Raw genomic sequence first — 19,273 nt, 5'->3', positions numbered from 1 at the left:
ATTATGCTCCCAAAATCATTTTTATTTTTTCTACTAGGCCGATATCAACAGGGTCTTCAAAACACTGCCAACCATCTTTCTCAAATACAGCCATGTCTTCACTTTCATCGTTACAGAATAAGGCTACCTTATTACTAGGCCATGCAAGCTCGCACAACCCAATAACTTCATCACTCGATACAAGTTCAAATCCTACTACAGGTAAATCTATCTCAAGTTCACCAAACAACTCTAGATTTGAATCAATCACTGATTGTTCAATAACATCTTTCCATTGGTCGGATAAGGAAGAAGTGACTTCTTTTCTTGGCAGTTCTATCTGCTCCGTTTCAAGTTCAATCATGCTCATTGACGTAAATGAAACGTCATCCATGAATTGTAATAAATTGAATAACTTCCAGTACCCTATTAATGATTGTTTGAAGTTAACATTTTCAATATCTGTATCATCAAAACAAATATGGACCTTTAACAATTTCGTTAAGAAATTGCAGTCTTCTATACTTTGTCCAAATTTGGCTTGTTGAAACTTCTGTAAAGATAAAGCAGTTGTCAACTCAACGAGCTTTTCTGAACTTTCGAGACAATCCATCAATCCACCAAACCAATAGTTTTCATCATCTAAAAACTCATTTACTCGGAATAAAGGTGCATTCTCTTTAAGTTCAAACTCTAATCGCTGAGCTATTTCAGGGTTTCTTTGGCTCAAACCTTTACTTGGATTTAACCAACAAAACGAATGAACCAATGCTACGTTTTTAAACTGGATGGCATTTTCAATTGGGTTAACTAATAACTCTGACAATAAACTGAAACTATTTCGTTTATTTAATACTGAGTTCCATTGGTTGTAGTTTTTACCTGTCAATTGTTTGGGAGATGAACCAAACATCTCTCTCAACTTACTATTCTGGAATAAATCAAAATATTCTTTTAAATGGCCCGAATCATTTTTCTCCAGATCGTCCCAGTAAAGAGTCCAAACGATAAATTTCCCGCTCTGTCGAATAGCATTTCGTTTGCGAGTATCGTCTCCAACTTTATCAAAATGGAATTCATATCCGTCTAAAAAAACAGCTATAGGTAACACTGTTTGAGTATTTTTAACTGGCCAAAGGACAAAGTCAGGTCGTGAAGGTATATCTACACCTTTATCTTTGTCTAAATCAACTTGAGGTTCAATTTTCCATGCATGAGATATTTCATCTTGACGACCAATCGTTAAAACGTAACCATTTTTGCCATTTACGATAGAGTTACTGACTTTCCATGGTTGTCCGGCTGCTTTTAACGTATCTATAAACCTATGTTCTAGTTCACTATCTAACAACGTATTTGGATTAACAGACTTTAGTGTGTCCACCTCAACAATATTATTTCTGTTTTCAAGTATTTTTTGAAACAGTGATTTAGCGAGATCTCGCGATATTTTGGGCATGCGTTGGCGGTCACGATATGCGTATATGCATTTATAGCAGCCATCTTTGCTAGGATCGTGATTACATGAACAGGAATCTAATTTATTAAACGACTTTTCAACTAAGTTTAATAAATTAGCTGGGGAATCCATAAGTGATTTTAAATAACCAGTTCCGCCCGGTACTGTATCGTAAATTACAAGGTAATATCGTCTGCCTTCGCCCGCGTTAACAGGTTCGCTATATACAGTACTTTTTATATGGTCAATACTACCTTTAAAGTACAACTTAATACCTAGTTGGATTGCAGCTGCAAACGTCGCTTCATTAGCAGAGTTTATTGAATAACTTGATACTGGTAATAGAATTCTTACTGCCTCAGAAGTTAATTCTCTATAGAGATATAAGCAATCTATAAAATTATCGTCATCTAGTGCGGTTTCCGGGTTCTTGTTATAACTACAAGTTAGATCATGTTTAAAGTGCCTTGTCTTATTGGTTTTAACCATTCCGCACTTGTTACATACCTTAAAGCCAGTTCGTTGATCTTCATCACCAGCAATTATTGACTGTTCTGATTGATTGTCAGGGACACCGAAATTAATATCTTTGATTTTTATTTTTTTTACAAAATCAAAGCCAAAAACGACTTCATCACTATCAATCTTATAAGCAGAAAGAACATCCGTATCGTCATAGCTTACTAACATTTGTCTTTTATAAAATTTAGGCTCTCTGTTATCAGAATCATCGCTTATCTTTGCATCTCTTTCGTTCGTTCTTGCATAGACTTGTCGAAGCTTTAACATTTGCGTTAGTTGGCCGTTATCGCTCCAATTAACACTTTCACATTTTGGGCAAGTCTTAAACTGGTCTTTACTAATATTAATATCTTCACTGTAGTTACAGTTGTTGCATACCCGCCATGATTCAACAGTTGACACACTTAAGTCGACTTGTTCAATTTCTACTTTATTGCCACCTGCATAAAAATGATTATCTGGCGCTAGTTCAGATAACGCTGAAGCAGCTGGACGTTCATAATCATAAGTATTTCTTTGAAATTTTGTCCCGTCTTCTTGTGATTCTGCTTGTTCTTTTCTTCTCCACAAAATTGAGCGGATAGTCACCCCCTCTTCAGGGAATGCATAATTGGGTAACAAACCTTCATCCGTGAAGAAATTGAGTGTTTGCTTTCCATTCATTTGTCGGATCAAAGAACGAATGGCTGCTCGCTCATTATTTAGAAGCTCAACTTTCTCTTTGTGATCTGACTCATGTACTTCAAGTTTATCCAGTTTGCGAAGCTCAGTATCAATGGTAGACACTCTCTTCTTTAACCCTTTTCTATCATTAACTAACTGCGTAATGCGGTTAATGATCCTGCCACTTAAAGACATATGGTCATCATCATCGCCTCGTAAAAAGATCGAGAGTGACTTTTGAATATCGCTGTCCATTTCGTCAAACAATGATGAAAACTGCTCTAATAAATAGCCTTGGTGTTTTGTTATGTAATCGAAAAAGATATAGGGAAACTGATGCGTGTGGCCACCTTCAACGGTATTCAACAGATCCCTTACGCTTTTTGGCACATCACTATCAGTTACACCACCTTTTACCCACGAATCAAAACAAAATGCTGTAAGTTGACGTTCTAAAACGGCGTTAGCTTTTAGAAAAACCCCCGGTGGTTGAACAGAACCCGCCATCATATCCATAGGGTCATTGTAATAATAAAGATCGTGCGCATTCCCTTCAGAAAAAGTGACATTAAAAGCATTCCCGTCTCTTCGGCCTGCACGTCCTATTCTCTGCAAATAATTAGACTGAGCTGGAGGAACTGAACAAAGTGCAACACTCGAAAGATCTCCAATATCTATCCCCATTTCTAGAGTTGGTGTAGCGGATAATAAATTGATATCCCATTTCTCTTTACCCTTTATAAATGAATTTTCTACACTTTCCCTGACATCTCTATCCAACAAACCTGTATGTTCAAAACCATTTACTCTTACTAAATCAAAATTATCCCAAGATAGCTTTTTTTCTTGGTGAATTGATGTCTTAAATTTACCATTACAGGTAGGAACCAAGCATGGTGAATTAAGCCAGTAACTCTCTATATTCTTATCTATATTAAGAGGAGAGCCACAGTCGCAACATTCGACCTTTACAAGCTCATTAGATACCAACAACGCCTCTGTATTAACCCCAAATACTGGTTCTCCTTTTACTTCTCTTTCTACCAATATTCCCGAAGTTCGAAACTGACCTAAAATACGAGTAAAAATTAATTCAGATTGAGAAGTAGCAAAGACTAAGTCTTCATTCAGTAAATTCTTTAACAAACTAATTAAATAAGGAGAGTTTCCGGCGTCTTTTTTAGACACATAATCAAACTGGTTAGATACTTTTTTTATACTTAAAAATCTAGGTTTACGTGACCGTCTGCCCCAGTTAGGCATGTAATATTGAGTCTGACCAACTTTATTGTGTACGTAAGTATCACCTGCGTTAGCAACATAATTACTTAAGCTGTCGTGATAAATACCACCATTATTTATCAATAGATGTAAAAACGTTACTACAAAGTGCTCAACTTGAGTCACGCTCAAATCACTTAATTCCGCCACCTCTTCAACCAAGATTAAATGTATTTTATTGGTCACTTCATCCAATAGCTCTCGATCGAAGCTTATTGCTGCAAATTTAGATTTTGTTAGAGATCGTCCTAAGAAACTTTTAATACCAAATTCACTAACGACTTCCCACTCAAGTCGTGATTGAATATTTTTCGGTAAGTTTGTTGGTGATGGTAGCTTCCCTTTTTCTTGAAGCTCTTTAAAATGCGATTGCCACTCCATATCCGGAGCTATGAAAGTGCCAACAAACGATTCATCATTGTCAAAATAATCTCGCGCAAAATTTGCAACACCAGAGCATAGCTCAGACAAATTCTTTGGTTTTATCGTTTCAATAACTTTGGCTATTAAACTACGTATGAGCAATGGATACGTTCTAGCAGTGAAAAACCCTGCACGATGTGCTGCATCTTGAACAGAATCACTAAAAGTAATAAGTTGCTTGTCTTGGTTATAATGGGACCCAAATAATTGATGTGTCATCACACTAATCAAACTGGCTGCCCGGCTACCTAGAACACTAACTCCCGTCTCACTTTTGCAAAAAGGACAGTCGTGGCTTGCTTTTAAAACCGATCCTCCATCGGTTAAGTTACGCCTTTTAGTATCGTCAGGAATATAAACCAGCAATAATTCGTCTTGTCCGCAACTAGCGCATTCCTTAGTAGAGCTATCGAAATTATTTAATTTGAGACAATGTGAACAGAGTTTCTGAAATCGGCCCAGCTTGGCCAACTTATCATCGAAGCTCTGTACAGGGAAAATTAACTTAGCTTCTGGTCTATTATCAAAATAAAGCTGATAAAACTGAGCTAAGTCATCATTTATATGGGTGTCGGTATTACCTAGTACTCCGCCCCAGCCTGTGTTGTGGCAATCTCTACAATGTAAAACCGGCAAATACTTGGTATCAGCAATGGTTTGAGTTAGATCGTCACTAAAGGTTAATTGTGGTAGCGCATTAACACTAGCCACCATTCTTCTTAACTCTCGGAGCCAGAGCTGATGCCTCACTTGAAGTAAAGGCAAAGATGGTTTTATTTTTCCAGCTGCCAACCTCTTGCTTATGGCATCTGCGTTTTCTTCTACTTCTTCTTTAGCTACCGAAATAAGTACACAAAAGCTTTCTATCAACTTTGTTCTTTCATTTTCAGCTATGCCTGCCGAGCCAAACAAGTCTTGGCTCAAAGACTCTATCGATGTTATTTCTCCATTTAGTTTATCGAGTAATCGGTGGAAAAAACGGTGAGACTTTATCTTTTCACCTAGACTGATTCTTTGCTGAATTCCTTCATTAGTGTTGGCAGGTTCCGTGATTAGAAATGCATCTGTTTTAAACCAAGCTTGTATAACTTTATTAACGTACTCTTCTGGCGTATCTATGTCTTCAAAGTTTGGTAATTCAAAGCTCTCTGGTGAAGAAAAGTACTCTAATGGCGACTCTTCTAAGAATTCTTTAGCCGACAATCTATCTTCATTAACTACTGAAGCAATATCAAACTGAGCATCAAAGATATCTTCTGCATACCTAGTTAATTCCTCATAGTTATCGCCAATCGTTGCCGATGTACCTACGCAGGTTAAGTGCTGTTTTGGAATTTCCAGACGGTGTTTCAATCTTCTGATTAAGCATGATAAATCGGTGCCTTGTGCACCATCAAAAGTGTGTAATTCGTCGACGATTAAAAACTGTAAGCTCTCTGGCGTATTGTGTTTCCAGATCACCTGATCTTTAGGACGTAATAACAAAAAGTCCAACATTTTATAGTTGGTCATAAGCACGTCGGGTGGATTGTCACGCAACGTATCCTTACAAGTGATGACTTTATCTGACCCCATCACCTTGCTCTTTTCGCTATCTTCCTGACCGACAAAAAGCCCAACTGTAACTTTGTTTTTTAGACCTTCGTTGGAATATATTGTCTCTGCAAAACGTTTTGCTTGGTCCGTCGCTAACGCATTCATCGGGTAAATAATAATTGCTTTAATGCCTTTCTCTTTTGAAGAGGCGCAATAATTTAAAACTGGGTTCATAAAACATTCAGTTTTACCTGAACCCGTCCCTGTTGCTACCAGAGTAGATAAAGGTTTTGCCGCAGTTAATCGTTCATAAGCCTTGGCTTGGTGTTGATACGGTATAAAAGGCAAATAGAGATTTGGAAAAAAATCACGACTCAAGCTACTTTGTCTAAATGGCAAATTTAGTGAAATATAAGGCCCTTTAGAGAGATTTTCCTTAGTGCTAAGAAAATCCTCCATGGCGCTTGAATAAACACCATTTACATCAGTTCGAGAAAATAAATGAGAACTCATTTCAAACGAATGCAACAAAAATGAACGAATTGCTTGTTCTGTTTGTTGACTAATAATACTAGGTAACATCTATTTTTTCCTTAACCCTTATTAACCAGTTCATATATGGCACTGGTGTCCTTTTCTACATCTTCTATGCTAAACAAATTCCAGCCATCTATATCGTTTTCAGGTTCATCAAAATAGATACCGATTTTAAGTTCTGGCCAAGCAAATTCCAATTCTGCTATTACTTCAAAATTTTCATTTGAAATTTCATATCCAACGGTTGGTAATACAATACCTTCACTTTGAAAGCTAATATAAATATTTTTCGATGTCTCATCAATGAAGAGGTCATCAATGTCAATTTCTTTAGGTTCTGGAGTTTTAAGAAGTTCTGCGACTTTCGACCAATTTGAGTCAAAATAGTATCTATCTATTAGTTTGGCAGGATTCACAAATTTATGAATTGTTGGGGTCGTCAATAAGTTTTCAACTACTATCAGCCAATAGTTATCACCTTCCGTTAAACACTTTTCCATTTGCGATTTTGACATTGCAATACCGGTGCGATTCCACGCGCCTCTTTGCCCTTTCACTTCAACAAATATAATTTCGCCTGACTCGGGATCTACTGCCTGAATATCAAAGCCTTTATTAACACCACCTAATAACTCAACATCAACATAACTTTGTTCTTCAAGCCATTTCTTAACGTAAGACTCAGCCTTACTGCCAAAAAGTTGGTCATCCCTTTGCTCTCGCTCACTTCGTTCATGTGTTTTATCACTTTCTACGTAGCTGAATAAACGATAGCCGGGCGATTGTCGGTTAGCTCGTTCACTATTGTTTTGTTGAGTACTCTCTTTGTCAGGAGAGAAATATTCACCATTAGACTTTGGCGCTTTTGAAGAACCGTTATTTTTCTTTAACGATAATGAGCTTTTGATAGAAGTATTGCTAACACCACTTTTTGAAGAAGAACCACTCGAACCTTCATGCAAATTTTCTTTGTTATTATATTCTTCTGTTACATTTTCTGGGCGTTGAGCATTAGAGCTTTCAAAAGAGTTACTTGCTTCATGTTTTTGGCCGGTGCTCCCATTAGAGCGAAAATAGTCATCTCCGCTTGAAACAGGCTCTCTGTATAAGTCATTTTCAGCTTCTTCTTTTTCTTGAATTGCAGAAGATGTTTTATCATGCGATTCAACTGCACTAGGCTCACTGTAATCTTCTGTAGTACTTAATTGTTCATAAACAGCTGATGCAGCCTCTTCATCACCTTCTTTATCAAGAGGTGATTCGTCAATGATATCTTCAGAATGTGCATCACTTTGGGTTATTTCATTGTCATTACCTTGGTCATTTTGAAGCTCCGATGTGTCAGAGTCTTCTGAGTCATGATGCAGCTCGCCTTCAATTGCTTGCTCAACGTCATAGCCTTCATTAAACAACCGCTCAATAATTTCTGTCTTACTATCATCAAGCTCAAGATTTTCTTTTTGAACGATTTTTCCTAAACGAGATTCAGAATGAATGTCGATAAAAACACGAATAGATTTTTCAAAAGTGTTAGCTCGTTTACCAAAGAAGTATCGCGCTATGCTTTGGGCAAGTTCATCTTTGATATCTTCAATGTCATTATCATTAACTAAGATCAATGCAGGCTCAGCGGGATCATAAACGCCGAGTTCAGTTTTGACTTCAACATGGCTTGTATCTCCAAGTGAATACCTAACTGTTAACTGCTCACAGCCATATTCTTTCGATTGATAAAAATTAGCAAGCTGCTGAATAATTTCATCATCCAGACTCAGGTTATCTGCTATAAACAAGCAAATAGCCTTTTTTGCAAAACCAGTTATTTGTACCTTCGTTTCTTTGTTTAATCCCGATACACCACTAACCGTTACGGTAATATTCTCAGAAGCCTTTTTAACTCCCAAGCCCTCAAAGAAAGTAAAAAACTCAGTAGCACTTGACCAAGTGAAATTTACACTTCTATGATCTTCAAATAACCTTTTTATCTTGCCATCGTCCGCAACATAAAGTTGCTTATCATGCGAAAGCCAAGTGCCTATGTCTGTATACACTTTCGCACTCTTTGCAAAGTTACTCCACTGGACATCTTGTACAAACTCTTCTGAGCGAATGTTTGTATTAATATGTCTAACAACTCTGTTTAATCGATCTTTTTCTTCTTTTGAAAGTGGTTTGTTACTTTTTGCAAGCACTTGATATGCAGAATAATAAGACTCAATACCATGTCTTTCCTTCACACCTAAGGTATCTATTGTATAAAACCTTAGCTTTTCAGGTAAGTAGCTCGATAACCCTACAAAACTAGCTCCAAGAGAAGATATGTTTTCCCACACAGAATTTTCAGGAGCAACCCATTCGTCTCTAGGCTCGTTTAAGTAAATTAATTTCTCTAAAGATAACCTTTTTTGAATACGAGCAGCTTCTCCCGGATCTTTCCAATTAGACAGCGCATCGTAAGCTAAAATTAAAAAGTCTACGTCTACTTTATCTTTGCTCTTCTGTGCTTTTATCTGATCCATGAATCCTTTAGGTGTAGGCTCGGTTATTAAGCCAAGTTTTTTAGCGAATACTTTAGATACGTTGTCTTTCAAGTAGTTTAATGAGCTACCAAAATAACCTCTTTCCGATTCAGAGAAACAATGTAGTGTAGGAGAGGGTTTAACAAAGCCTTGACTAGTGCTCAGTAACCATGGCTCTTCCAAGAGAAAATAACTCAGACAGAAATTGCTTTTATATTCTGATTTAATAATTTCATCGTCAGAATATACCCTATAAAGCCATTCATAGGCTCGTTTACGATTATCCTCATCTGTCCAAAATTCAGTATCCAAAAATGCTCTGGGAGTTGCTTTAAACTTTGGGCTTTCGTTTACCGATATAACGAATGGTGTTACATGATCACTGATTTCTAATGCGCTAAAAAAGTCTGAAGCTAAGTCTTCGTCTACCCAATTAACATAGTCTTCGCATAAAACAATTATGTGTTTTAACTCATCAGCGTTCGTATAAATCTTTTGCCATAAAGGATGTTCATTTTCAGATAAGGGAACAACATACCGAGTATGTTCCAACGGAGTAACCCACTTACCATCAGCAGATTTAAATGGTAAAACGCTTTTTAAAGCTCTTAACGTTTCAACAGGCAAATCATCAATATTTTCAACTAAATACTTACTAAGAGCTTCCAGCGACTCCTCTGTACAACTATTTTTATTGTGCTTTAAAAAACCTACAACTGAACTTTCTAAATAGCTCACCGCATGGACCTCATCCACATTAAACATCAATTTTACTGATGTTTTAATATGTGGTGGCATTATATTGAAAAAGGTTTTATCAATATAATTCGGTTGAGTGTTTTCACCTTCACCATTAACTAAAACTGGTACTTCATGTTTGTCTTCACTAGGTAGAAATAAATTTTTATACTTTGAGTTTTGCAGTCCAGATTCACATTTAAATAAATGACACGAACGCAACTGACTCAAATAGCTATCATATTTCTTTGCGCTGCCCCATTGCCCCTTTTGTTGCGTAACTTCAACAATGGCGGGCATTAAGTCGTCATTAGATAAATCATCGTCTGATTTAATAAGCCCTAAGAAGCTAACAAAATCTTTCTGACCAAAGCTTTTTAAGCCTATGGCTGAGCTTACTCTAGAAATTAGCGATGAATCGTCCCAGAATAAATCAAACGGAAAACGCTCAATAACACTTAATGGCCAAGAGTGCAAAAAGCCATAAGTATTGCCAAGAGATAGTACTTTTGACGGAAGTTCATACTGACCAGATAACGTCGGTATGCACTTTGATACTTTTAACGCTTCCTCGACCCTTTCTCGAACGTTATTCCAATATATAACTCTATTACTGCCAAAAACTGGCACCCAAGCCCATCGGCTTATATCCCCTTTTTGCGAAAGTATTTTCGAGATAGTTTTAGCAGCAAAGTTCGCTACTTCGCCACGCATCCAGTTATTCCATGTTAAGTCCTGTCGTATAGATTCTCGACTGGCGCTTAAAATAAAATCTGCGTTAACTAAAAATGGAAGCCCTGTCTCACTTTCAGTAGGTAAGTAACAATATAGCGGGCTTTCTTCTAGTTCGAAATTAACGGGGAAAGCGATAGAAATATCTCGCTTAGTAACGTTTTCCCTAAGCTCATTTACGGCATCTGCTGGAACACTGATTGTTTGGCTTTTTAATAGATATTTAACGCTAGTGTTTTGGCTAGAAGATTGAGTGTTTAGCTCAACGTAATCACCGTCTTTGGTTAAATGATAATCAGCGTAGTAGTTAGGTGTTTTGATAGAAAGTTTTTTTAATTTTCTTAAAAACAAAACCAATTCGGGTGAAAGCTTTGATAGCTCATGTTGAACTTTATCAAACATCCTAGATTCACTGCCTTGCTTATTCTGCAACGGCAGTAACAAGGTGGTTCCATTGCCATTATAAAATTTAGAAAGATCATCTTCTAACCAATATGGCACTATATAACCAAGCCCTGTTTTTGGGTCATCTTTCAAAAATTTAATTTGAAATCCGTTAGACAAAATATGAGGCGCTGGAGAGACAACAAACACGGATTTAAACCCGATCCCTTTTTCACCAATATATCCAGCGTCCTTTTGATTCGCTTTAGTTGATTTTCCGATGGATGAAATGGCTTTAATGTTGTTTATATCAAAGCCGTTTTCATTATTTTTAATCACCAAACAGCCAGTACAACCCGGCGTATTAGTGGGATCGTATTCAAGTAATTCAAAACTCAATTCAGGAGTTGCAATTTTTCCATAGTGATTGTCTTCAGCATTCTGAATAAGTTCAAAAATGAAATGTATATCTTTAGAGTAAAGTTGCTCTGATAAAATCTTTAACGCATTGTCATAATCTGACTTAGCATCTTCAGGTAAATTACATTCTCCAGTTTCAGTATCAAAATGATACTTTTGTCGTTTGAATTCATCAATTTGGCTTTTTGCCGTTTTTACTGCTTGGTCCATCTACAACTCTACTCCTTATTAGTACCAAAACGGCGTTCGAATTCTGCCCATACGGTTTTGTAGTCTTCTTCTCGGTCACAGCGGTCAAATGGTGCATGATATTCGATAGTGCGCTCGACTGGACCATCAGGCACAGTATCGTCCATATAGATTTTGGTGACGATGCCTGATTTAAGGTCTTTAATATCTTCCCAGCCTATTTGACCGTTTTCTTCATTCCATGGGGTTTCTTCAGTGCCTGCTTTTAGTTTTGTGATTTGTTCACAACCTTCAACAAAGACTCCGTTTTTCACACTTATTTTGAAATCGTTTTTCTTATTATATTTACGGTCTAAACCAACTCCCAATAACCCCTTACTAGAAGTGAAAGTAATTCGCCCTTTTTGATCAAACCATGTATCAGCTTCGTATTGTCGTAAAACAGGAAATTGAATTTTATAAATTGATATTAATTCATCTCTGCTAAGGTTTAGAGCCATTGCAACCAGCACATCTATTTCAACTAACAATTGCCTTCGAGTTAAATCTGATAGTTCAATCAATTTACGTCCACATAATTCTAACTCCGAAACCATGCAAAACTTTTTCTTAGAAGTTAATAAAGGATCTGTTTCATCTGTATCTGGAATCAGCTTCCATAAACTAATAAGCTCTGCACTTCTAGCCCCTAATTGTAAGGCTCTGCGATAGATAGAAAGTTTATATAGGCTATTTAATTCTATTAAAGGCAAAGAGCTTAAGTGCTTAACGTTGACATGTCCTGTACCTGAACTCTTGATCAAATAATCATGTGTAAGTGAGCTACATAGAGAATAAAAGAGTAACGAATATTCATCATTTGGGAGTTTAGTAGATAGACAAGTATTTATATGACTTACTTTAGGTGGAACAATTACTGCCGACAAAGTTCTTTCGGACCAACTACCAACCATTTCTCGATTAACAACTCTAATTGAGTTTATTTGTGCATATTCGTTCGAAGACTTTAAAAATTTCTTACCATCTGACGTAAGCTTGTAATTTGAACGAGGTAAATATTCGCTTTCAACGAATGAACCATCGATTACGTCAAAAGCATTTTGTGAATTACATATTCGTCTTGGAGTCTTGTATAAACTATTACCAACAAAAAAGTGTGGTCCTGATAGAACCATATCTTCGGTAGTCGTTGGAAAATGAGTCTCTCTTCGTAGTAGTCCATTTTTTTGAGATGTTGTTTCATTAAACATCTCACTAAACCAAAGTCCTTCGATATCTCCTAGCTTGCTTTTAGCCTTACTGAGCTTTTGTGATACGACTAAAGATTGTTGAGAATGAATTACTGGGAGCTTAATCTGATCAAAAGACTCCTCCTCACTCAAAGACTTCAATTCTTTAAGCGTCTCATCAGTAATTTCAAGTAACCTATACTTATTTCCTTTTGAATTCCATTTTCCATCCTCTGTTTTTATTCCATCAGGAAGTTCATCTGATAAATCATCGAAACTTTCATCAATAACCTTAGGATGAAATACATTAGCAATATTTGAAAACTTAATAGGAAGCTCTTCGCTCCGATAAATATTAATACTAAAGGTCCTAGTATGGTCAATTTCTTTAAAAAGCATTAAATGATTTTGAAACTGAAAATGTGCACTAAGCTTGCGATAAATTTTGGCTCTAAATCGCCCACCATTCGAATCATCATATACCCCCTCAGGATGCAACAATGAAGCGATCCCTTGTTTTGCCGTAATATCCCATGAAAGAGGTATAAAACATTTATATAAATTATTTGGAATCCCTTTTAAATCAGCATAATTATGGCTTGCCCCTAAAAAGTTTTGTACTGATTGAGAACTTTCATATTCTTCAAAATACTGTTTTACTATCAGTGGGGATTGACCAAGTATCGCTGTTCTAATTTCGTTAGATTCAGATGCTGAAGTTTTCTTAAATAAATATTTAGGATAAAAATCTGCTAATACATCTCCTTCTTCCCATGTAATCTTTAACCATGGCGGGTTCCCCAAAATCAAATCAAAACCAGTGTTTATTTCAAAAATATCAGTAAACTCGAGTTCCCAATGAAAATACTTGTATCTTGCAGCCAAAGTATCGGCGATTTTTACCCTAGGCATGACATCAAAAATGACTTTCTTATTAAGTGTACCTTTGGAGGTTATTAGCGATTGATAATGGGCTGACTGTTCAGCCACTATGGGTTCTGCAAATAAATCATCCATAAAGCCCGCATCAACAGCTTCATCCATTACTGTTTCTTCTAATTCTTGTGGTGTTGTTTGTATATATCCGTCTAGCAAAGTTTCAATATCGGCTAAATACTCCCAACGTTCTGGTAACTCCTCTGCCAAATCAATTGGCCAAAACCATAAGGCACACCAGTAGTCCATGACCATTTTTAATCGCTGATAACTGCTCGCGCCATCGGTCATGGCTTTTTCTAGCATTTTATCTTTGGTGGCCATATTGGTGATAGACATGGCATCGGCTTTATTTGGCCAAAGTGGTAAGTCATCAGTAGTTAATTGGCGCTGTGTGGCTCTGCTTTTGGTATGCTCGGCCCACAAATCATCAATTTTATTGCTTATACGTTGTAGGGCTGATTTATCTTCGTCACTCCAAGGTTTGTTGAAGTCTTTGCGCCACTCGTTGATGGTTTTGATTTCATCCGGTTTTAATCCTTTTATCACCTTGTCGGTATAGTTAGCCATACCGAGATCACCCAACAAGAAATGATATACTTGATGATCTTCCCGTTTGTTACCGGGTTCAATTCTTATTGGCGCTTGGTTTAACCAACTTGGATTTTTTTGGGATTTATAGGTTAGCTGGTGCGCTGGGAACACTTGCTTTCGAGCACCAATTAATGAGTTACCATTAAATAACTGATATCCAAACCATGGAACAAAGGCTTCCGAGCTTATCGCATTAAGCCATAAAGACACTTCTGCGAGTTCTACAGCAACTGGGTTTAGATCGACACCGAATACGTTATTATCGGCGATATACATTTTCACCCGTTGTAATTCACGGGTGTATTCGTCTTGCGGGATACGTTTGTTTTCGGCTTGCTGTTTAAAATATAAATAGTGCTCTGAAAGCTGATTGATTGCTTCATTTAAGAAGGCCGCACTGCCCATTGCCGGTTCACAAACCGTCAACTTGATAATGGCATCTGCTTTTTCTTGTGAGGTTTTAAGCGGCTCTATTTTTTCTTTGAACAACTCTTTAAGTGCATATTTCACCAACGATTTAGTGAGCACTTCTGGCGTATAATATGAGGCCGACTTTTCACGGTCACGCCCCGCCATTCTGTATATAAAGCTGCCTTTATCAAACTTTTTATACCTTGTTTTTTTCTCACCACCTTCATATACGGTATGCGTGACTTTTTCATCTTCGTCGTACTCATTAAACTGCTCGGCGGTAACAAAATAGCCTGTTTCTAGCTCGCTGTATTTGTCACCTTTTTTCTTTACTTCGTACAAAGTTTCTTGGGCGAAAAAGCCTCTATATGACAATAATGCTTCGTATACGGCACCGAGTTGGTTGATGCCTAATTGGGAATATGAAATGCGACCACGACGTGATTTACCCGACTTTTGTTTACTTAACGACATTAAGTTCAGAATACACTGCATGGTTTGGTTATTGAACACCACTTTATTTAACGTAGGAGTACGTTTTGGATCGAATAGGTGGCTGTCTAACTGAGTTACTGTGAAAGTATCTAACTTTTCAGTGGTTAGGTCGGCTTCTGACTTGTAACCTTTATGAATGAGCTTAAACAGTAAATTTAGACTGTCGTGAATATAACGACCTTGTTTATCAGCCTCACTGTAAAGCGGCACAAGCTCTAAGTCTCTTAGCGTTTCTAGACTATAGCCCTTCAAGTATGTCATAGAATCAAGCGGAGCATATTCAAGCTCTGGCCTTGCTTCTATATAAAACAAGAACAAAAGGCGGTACATATAACGCAAGCACTCTCGGCTGAGATCTTCTGGCTGAATGGCATTACTACCCGTGTAGTTAGCTTTGCCATGCTTTATTAAATATTGGGTTGCTTCGTTCCCTAATAATTCGATTGATTCGCGTAAGGCATATTTAAGATCTTCAGACACTGCAAAAGCATGTTTGTGGCTATTTTCATCTAGGTTGTCGAGCAATGGCTGGCCAGATTCAGGCATCACGGAATCTTTATGAAGTAACGCAGCACAAGCTTTTAAGGTATCAGTTTCTTTTCTTCCCAGAATTTCTTCAAAGTCAAAGCGCAATAAACGGTTTTGTGCCCATTTGGTACGGTCTATTAATAGCGCTTGACGGTTACCTAGCAACAATACCCATCTTGGCGGGTTATCTTCAGTTAGAATGTGCTTTGAAATAACGTCTTGCCAGCTGAGATTTAATAAAGCGCTTTTGTGCTTTTTTAATAGCTCAGGCTCTTGGGTAACCGACTTATCTAACTGTTGTTGAAGAAGGTTAAGTGCTAATGGATCTTGATTGTCATCATCAAACTTATCATGAGCTTCAACAACCCATAAGAATGGCGTGTCGTTTTGTTGATAATTAGCCAATAGTGGCAGTTTTAACCCTGAATCAAGCTCTACAAAGCTTTGCTTTAATTGGTAACCTAACGGCGATAGTATATTGGTCCAGCGTCTTCTTTGCTGCTGAAGCCTTTTCTCTAGTTCTTTTTCACGGCTATGTTCGTTGAGTTGTTTAAAATAACTGCCCGCATAGGATGACAATTTTGAATAAGGTGAGCGAAAGCCTTGTTCGACTTCCCGACCTAATGCTCGTTCTTTTTTTTCAAATTCGCGAGCTTCGGTTTCTTTATTCGCCCATTGCTCCATTACACCACGAATATCAGACTCAAAAACAGACGTTAAATAATGATGTGAGTAAAAGTCGTTTTCGTTGTAAATACCTAATAAATTTGCCATGACTTATTACTCCTCACTGCCTGTGAATACGGCGATTAACTGAATATAAGGTGTGTCTTCTGTTGTCATGGTGTCTTCAATCCATTGAATATAATCATCAAATAATTGCTCAATACGCTTTTGTTCTTTTTGCTTTTTATCTTCAACAATTTGTTGAATTCCGCCCGTTTGCTCAAAACTGAATGCTAATTGCTTTACGCGCTTATCTCGAAGGGCTTCAAGTGCATCTATTTGTTTTTGTAGCTTATGATCAATTTTTGACTCTTTCTCTTTACGTATCGTTTGGAAATATTCAGATGCCTTAGCAATAGCTGTTTTCAGCAAAGCTTGCTGCATTTCGGTATTGTCGGTTTTAGCAGGATTAGATAACTTGTCTTTCTTAAGGTTTAATTGCTCAGCGAATTGCTCGAAGCTTTCAAAACTATCAAACTGATCGTTGGTAAAATTAACCACCACCCAGTCATTAATGATTGGATGGCTCTTTCTATTCGGATAAATAGCATTGAGAATAAATGCTGTATTATTACTGGCCATTTTATGCGGTACACGAATGAGTGGTGCGTGATGACGCCCAAAGGCGGAAAGGACCTTATCGTTTAACCATTCCATTACCGGATGAAGTTGCCACAAGTAGTTTTTCCTAGGCCATGCATGTTGCTGACCACGCGATTCGGCTATTTCAATCGCCATTTGCTCGATGTCGTTGGTCAAGACAAATTGATCGTCTTGTGGATACACTTCCGGCGGTAGTTGTTTTAACCTTTGCTCAAGCTCTTTATTCACGGTTAGTGACAATGTTGACGAGTTGGTTTTATGAAACTCTAGTCGCTGGCCTTTACGCTTTATATACTCCAGACTTTGCTCTGCAAAGCTAATGTCCGACTCATAAAGTGAAGGAAGCTCTCTAGTTTCAATTGTGGTGTCAGACACATGTATTTCTGCTGGTAAAAATGCATCCATCGGGCCTTGTGACTTCTCTTCTGGCTCATCAAAATCACCAAAAATATCAGACAAAATATCTGCACCTGAGGTGAAACTTTCAGCAATCACCTCTGCCACGGCCTCTTCTTCTGACTCCTGATCATATTTGCCGGTAAATTCAGACGGATCGCCAATATTTTTTTGTGCTTGCTCATCCTTTTCAATGAGTACTTCACTGGTACGACTGTCACCACGTACATCATCATTTGAACTAGTTGTCACTAGATAACGAATGAGAGGTTGTTTTGTTTGACCATAACGGTCAATACGACCATTACGTTGCTGGAATACCATTAACGACCATGGAATATCGAAATGGATCATTTTATGGCTGAGGTAATGTAAGTTGATACCTTCGGAAGCCACATCAGAGCAAACTAACAACCTTAGTTTCGATTGTTCTTTGCCAAAGTCTTCAACTGTTTGCATTAACTCTGTGTCTGACATTTCTTGGCCTTTTAAAAAGCCAATTTGCTCTTCTTTTAGCCCTAAATCTTTTTGGAGGTTGTCATACAGAAAATTAAGCGTCGGTATACTTTCTGTAAAAATAACTATGCGATCATCTTTTTTGTTTGGCTTCCAGCCAAAGCCATCTTTCTTATCGGAGATTAGCTTTAATAAACGTTGGTACTTACTGAAATTCTCCGGTGTTACACGTTCTAATGCATAAGCAAATGATTTTAGGGAATCAAGATCATCAGCAAAGTCTAGGTCGTTTTTTGCTTCTAAGCGCTTTATTCGATTATTCACTGTTGATAAACACGCCATAGGACTAGAGAAAAGTGTTTTTTCTAACGTGACCCTTAACAACTGACTGGCCTGTTTACCTTTATCGAGTGTACTCAGTTTTAAAGCCGTTAATTCTCTATAAACGTCTTCTTCAACGGCGCTAGCTTGGGATTTGACTGTTTGAATATCGCGTTCGGGAAAGTCTTTTGCTATTTGATCTTTTACATCTTTCTTGAAACGACGAACCACTAATCCTTTATCACTGAAATCGTCGTGCTCGTATTCCTTTTCATTAGAAATAGCGGTGGCATCCAGCATATTCATTAGACTGGCAAAACTTTCTGGTTTTCCGTCATGTGGTGTTGCGGATAACATAATTAAAGAGTCTGATCGCTGAGATAGTAATGATGCCAAACGACTACGCTGCGAGTTTGAACCGCGTCTTGCGACATTGTGAGCTTCATCGATAACAATAATGTCCCAATAAGCTTGTTCTAAATAATGACGATATTCGACATCTTGCTTTAGAGTGTCTATCGATATGATGGACTTGTCGTAGAAATGAAACGGATTATGATTTGTTGGGATACGATTACGCACTTTCTGTAGACCAGCAGAGTCAAGGCGTGTTAACGGTATTGAAAATCGGCTCCACATCTCTTTCTGGAACTGAGTCAACATCGATTTAACCGCGAGCACTAGTATACGCTTTCCTTTACCTCGTCGGATAAGTTCTGACATCAATATGCCTGCTTCAAGCGTTTTACCTAGGCCAACAGCATCTGCAATTAATATACGTTGTCTAGGCTGCTTAAGTGCAGTTATTGTGGGGTCAAGCTGGAATGGCAAAGTATCCATAGCCGCTTTGTGGCCAAAGTATATATGCTCGTCTGTTGGTACTTTTTGGCGGAGCATTGCTTCCATATAGAGCATACTGTCTTTGTAATTGGGAGATTTATCTTCAACTAATTTGGTTGTCGCCGGATCTAATATTTCAATCGAAGAATTGGAGAACTCTTTATTATTCTCGATAGATGTTAAAAAGCGCCCTTCTTTACCGCGAACAAGTTCAGAGATCCCCTCACATTCAATAAGGTAACCACCGTCAACTGTAGGATCTGATTTTCGTACTACCCATTCAGCATCGCGAACTACAATTCTCATACCGGGTGTGTAGTTTGTTGGTTTTGTATTTTTTGTTTGTATATTCATTT

4 protein-coding genes are annotated in these 19,273 nt (G+C 37.6%); all 4 read right to left on the bottom strand.

What is annotated here, in order from left to right:
* Nucleotide 1: 1 nt before the first annotated feature.
* The 4 genes from PCIT_RS21080 to PCIT_RS21065 are packed head-to-tail and all read right to left on the bottom strand — an operon-like array spanning nucleotide 2 to nucleotide 19,271.
* The gene (locus PCIT_RS21080; RefSeq protein ID WP_010365341.1) at nucleotides 2-6,445 is read right to left on the bottom strand and encodes a DEAD/DEAH box helicase; all 6,444 of its coding nucleotides are present in this window, start codon (nucleotides 6,443-6,445) and stop codon (nucleotides 2-4) included.
* Between the two features lie 11 nt (nucleotides 6,446-6,456).
* Complete coding sequence (locus tag PCIT_RS21075) at nucleotides 6,457-11,403, bottom strand: sacsin N-terminal ATP-binding-like domain-containing protein (RefSeq protein WP_010365343.1); 4,947 nt, start codon at nucleotides 11,401-11,403, stop codon at nucleotides 6,457-6,459.
* 8 nt (nucleotides 11,404-11,411) lie between these two features.
* A complete protein-coding gene (locus PCIT_RS21070) occupies nucleotides 11,412-16,349 on the bottom strand; it encodes an Eco57I restriction-modification methylase domain-containing protein (protein WP_010365346.1) in 4,938 nt (1,645 codons plus the stop codon).
* A gap of 6 nt (nucleotides 16,350-16,355) precedes the next feature.
* A complete protein-coding gene (locus PCIT_RS21065; protein WP_010365348.1) occupies nucleotides 16,356-19,271 on the bottom strand; it encodes a DEAD/DEAH box helicase in 2,916 nt (971 codons plus the stop codon).
* Nucleotides 19,272-19,273: the final 2 nt, after the last annotated feature.

It is taken from the genome of Pseudoalteromonas citrea (assembly GCF_000238375.3).
Taxonomy (GTDB): domain Bacteria; phylum Pseudomonadota; class Gammaproteobacteria; order Enterobacterales; family Alteromonadaceae; genus Pseudoalteromonas; species Pseudoalteromonas citrea.
Note: the sequence above shows the minus strand (reverse complement) of the source record. Positions and strands in the feature narration are given on the sequence as shown.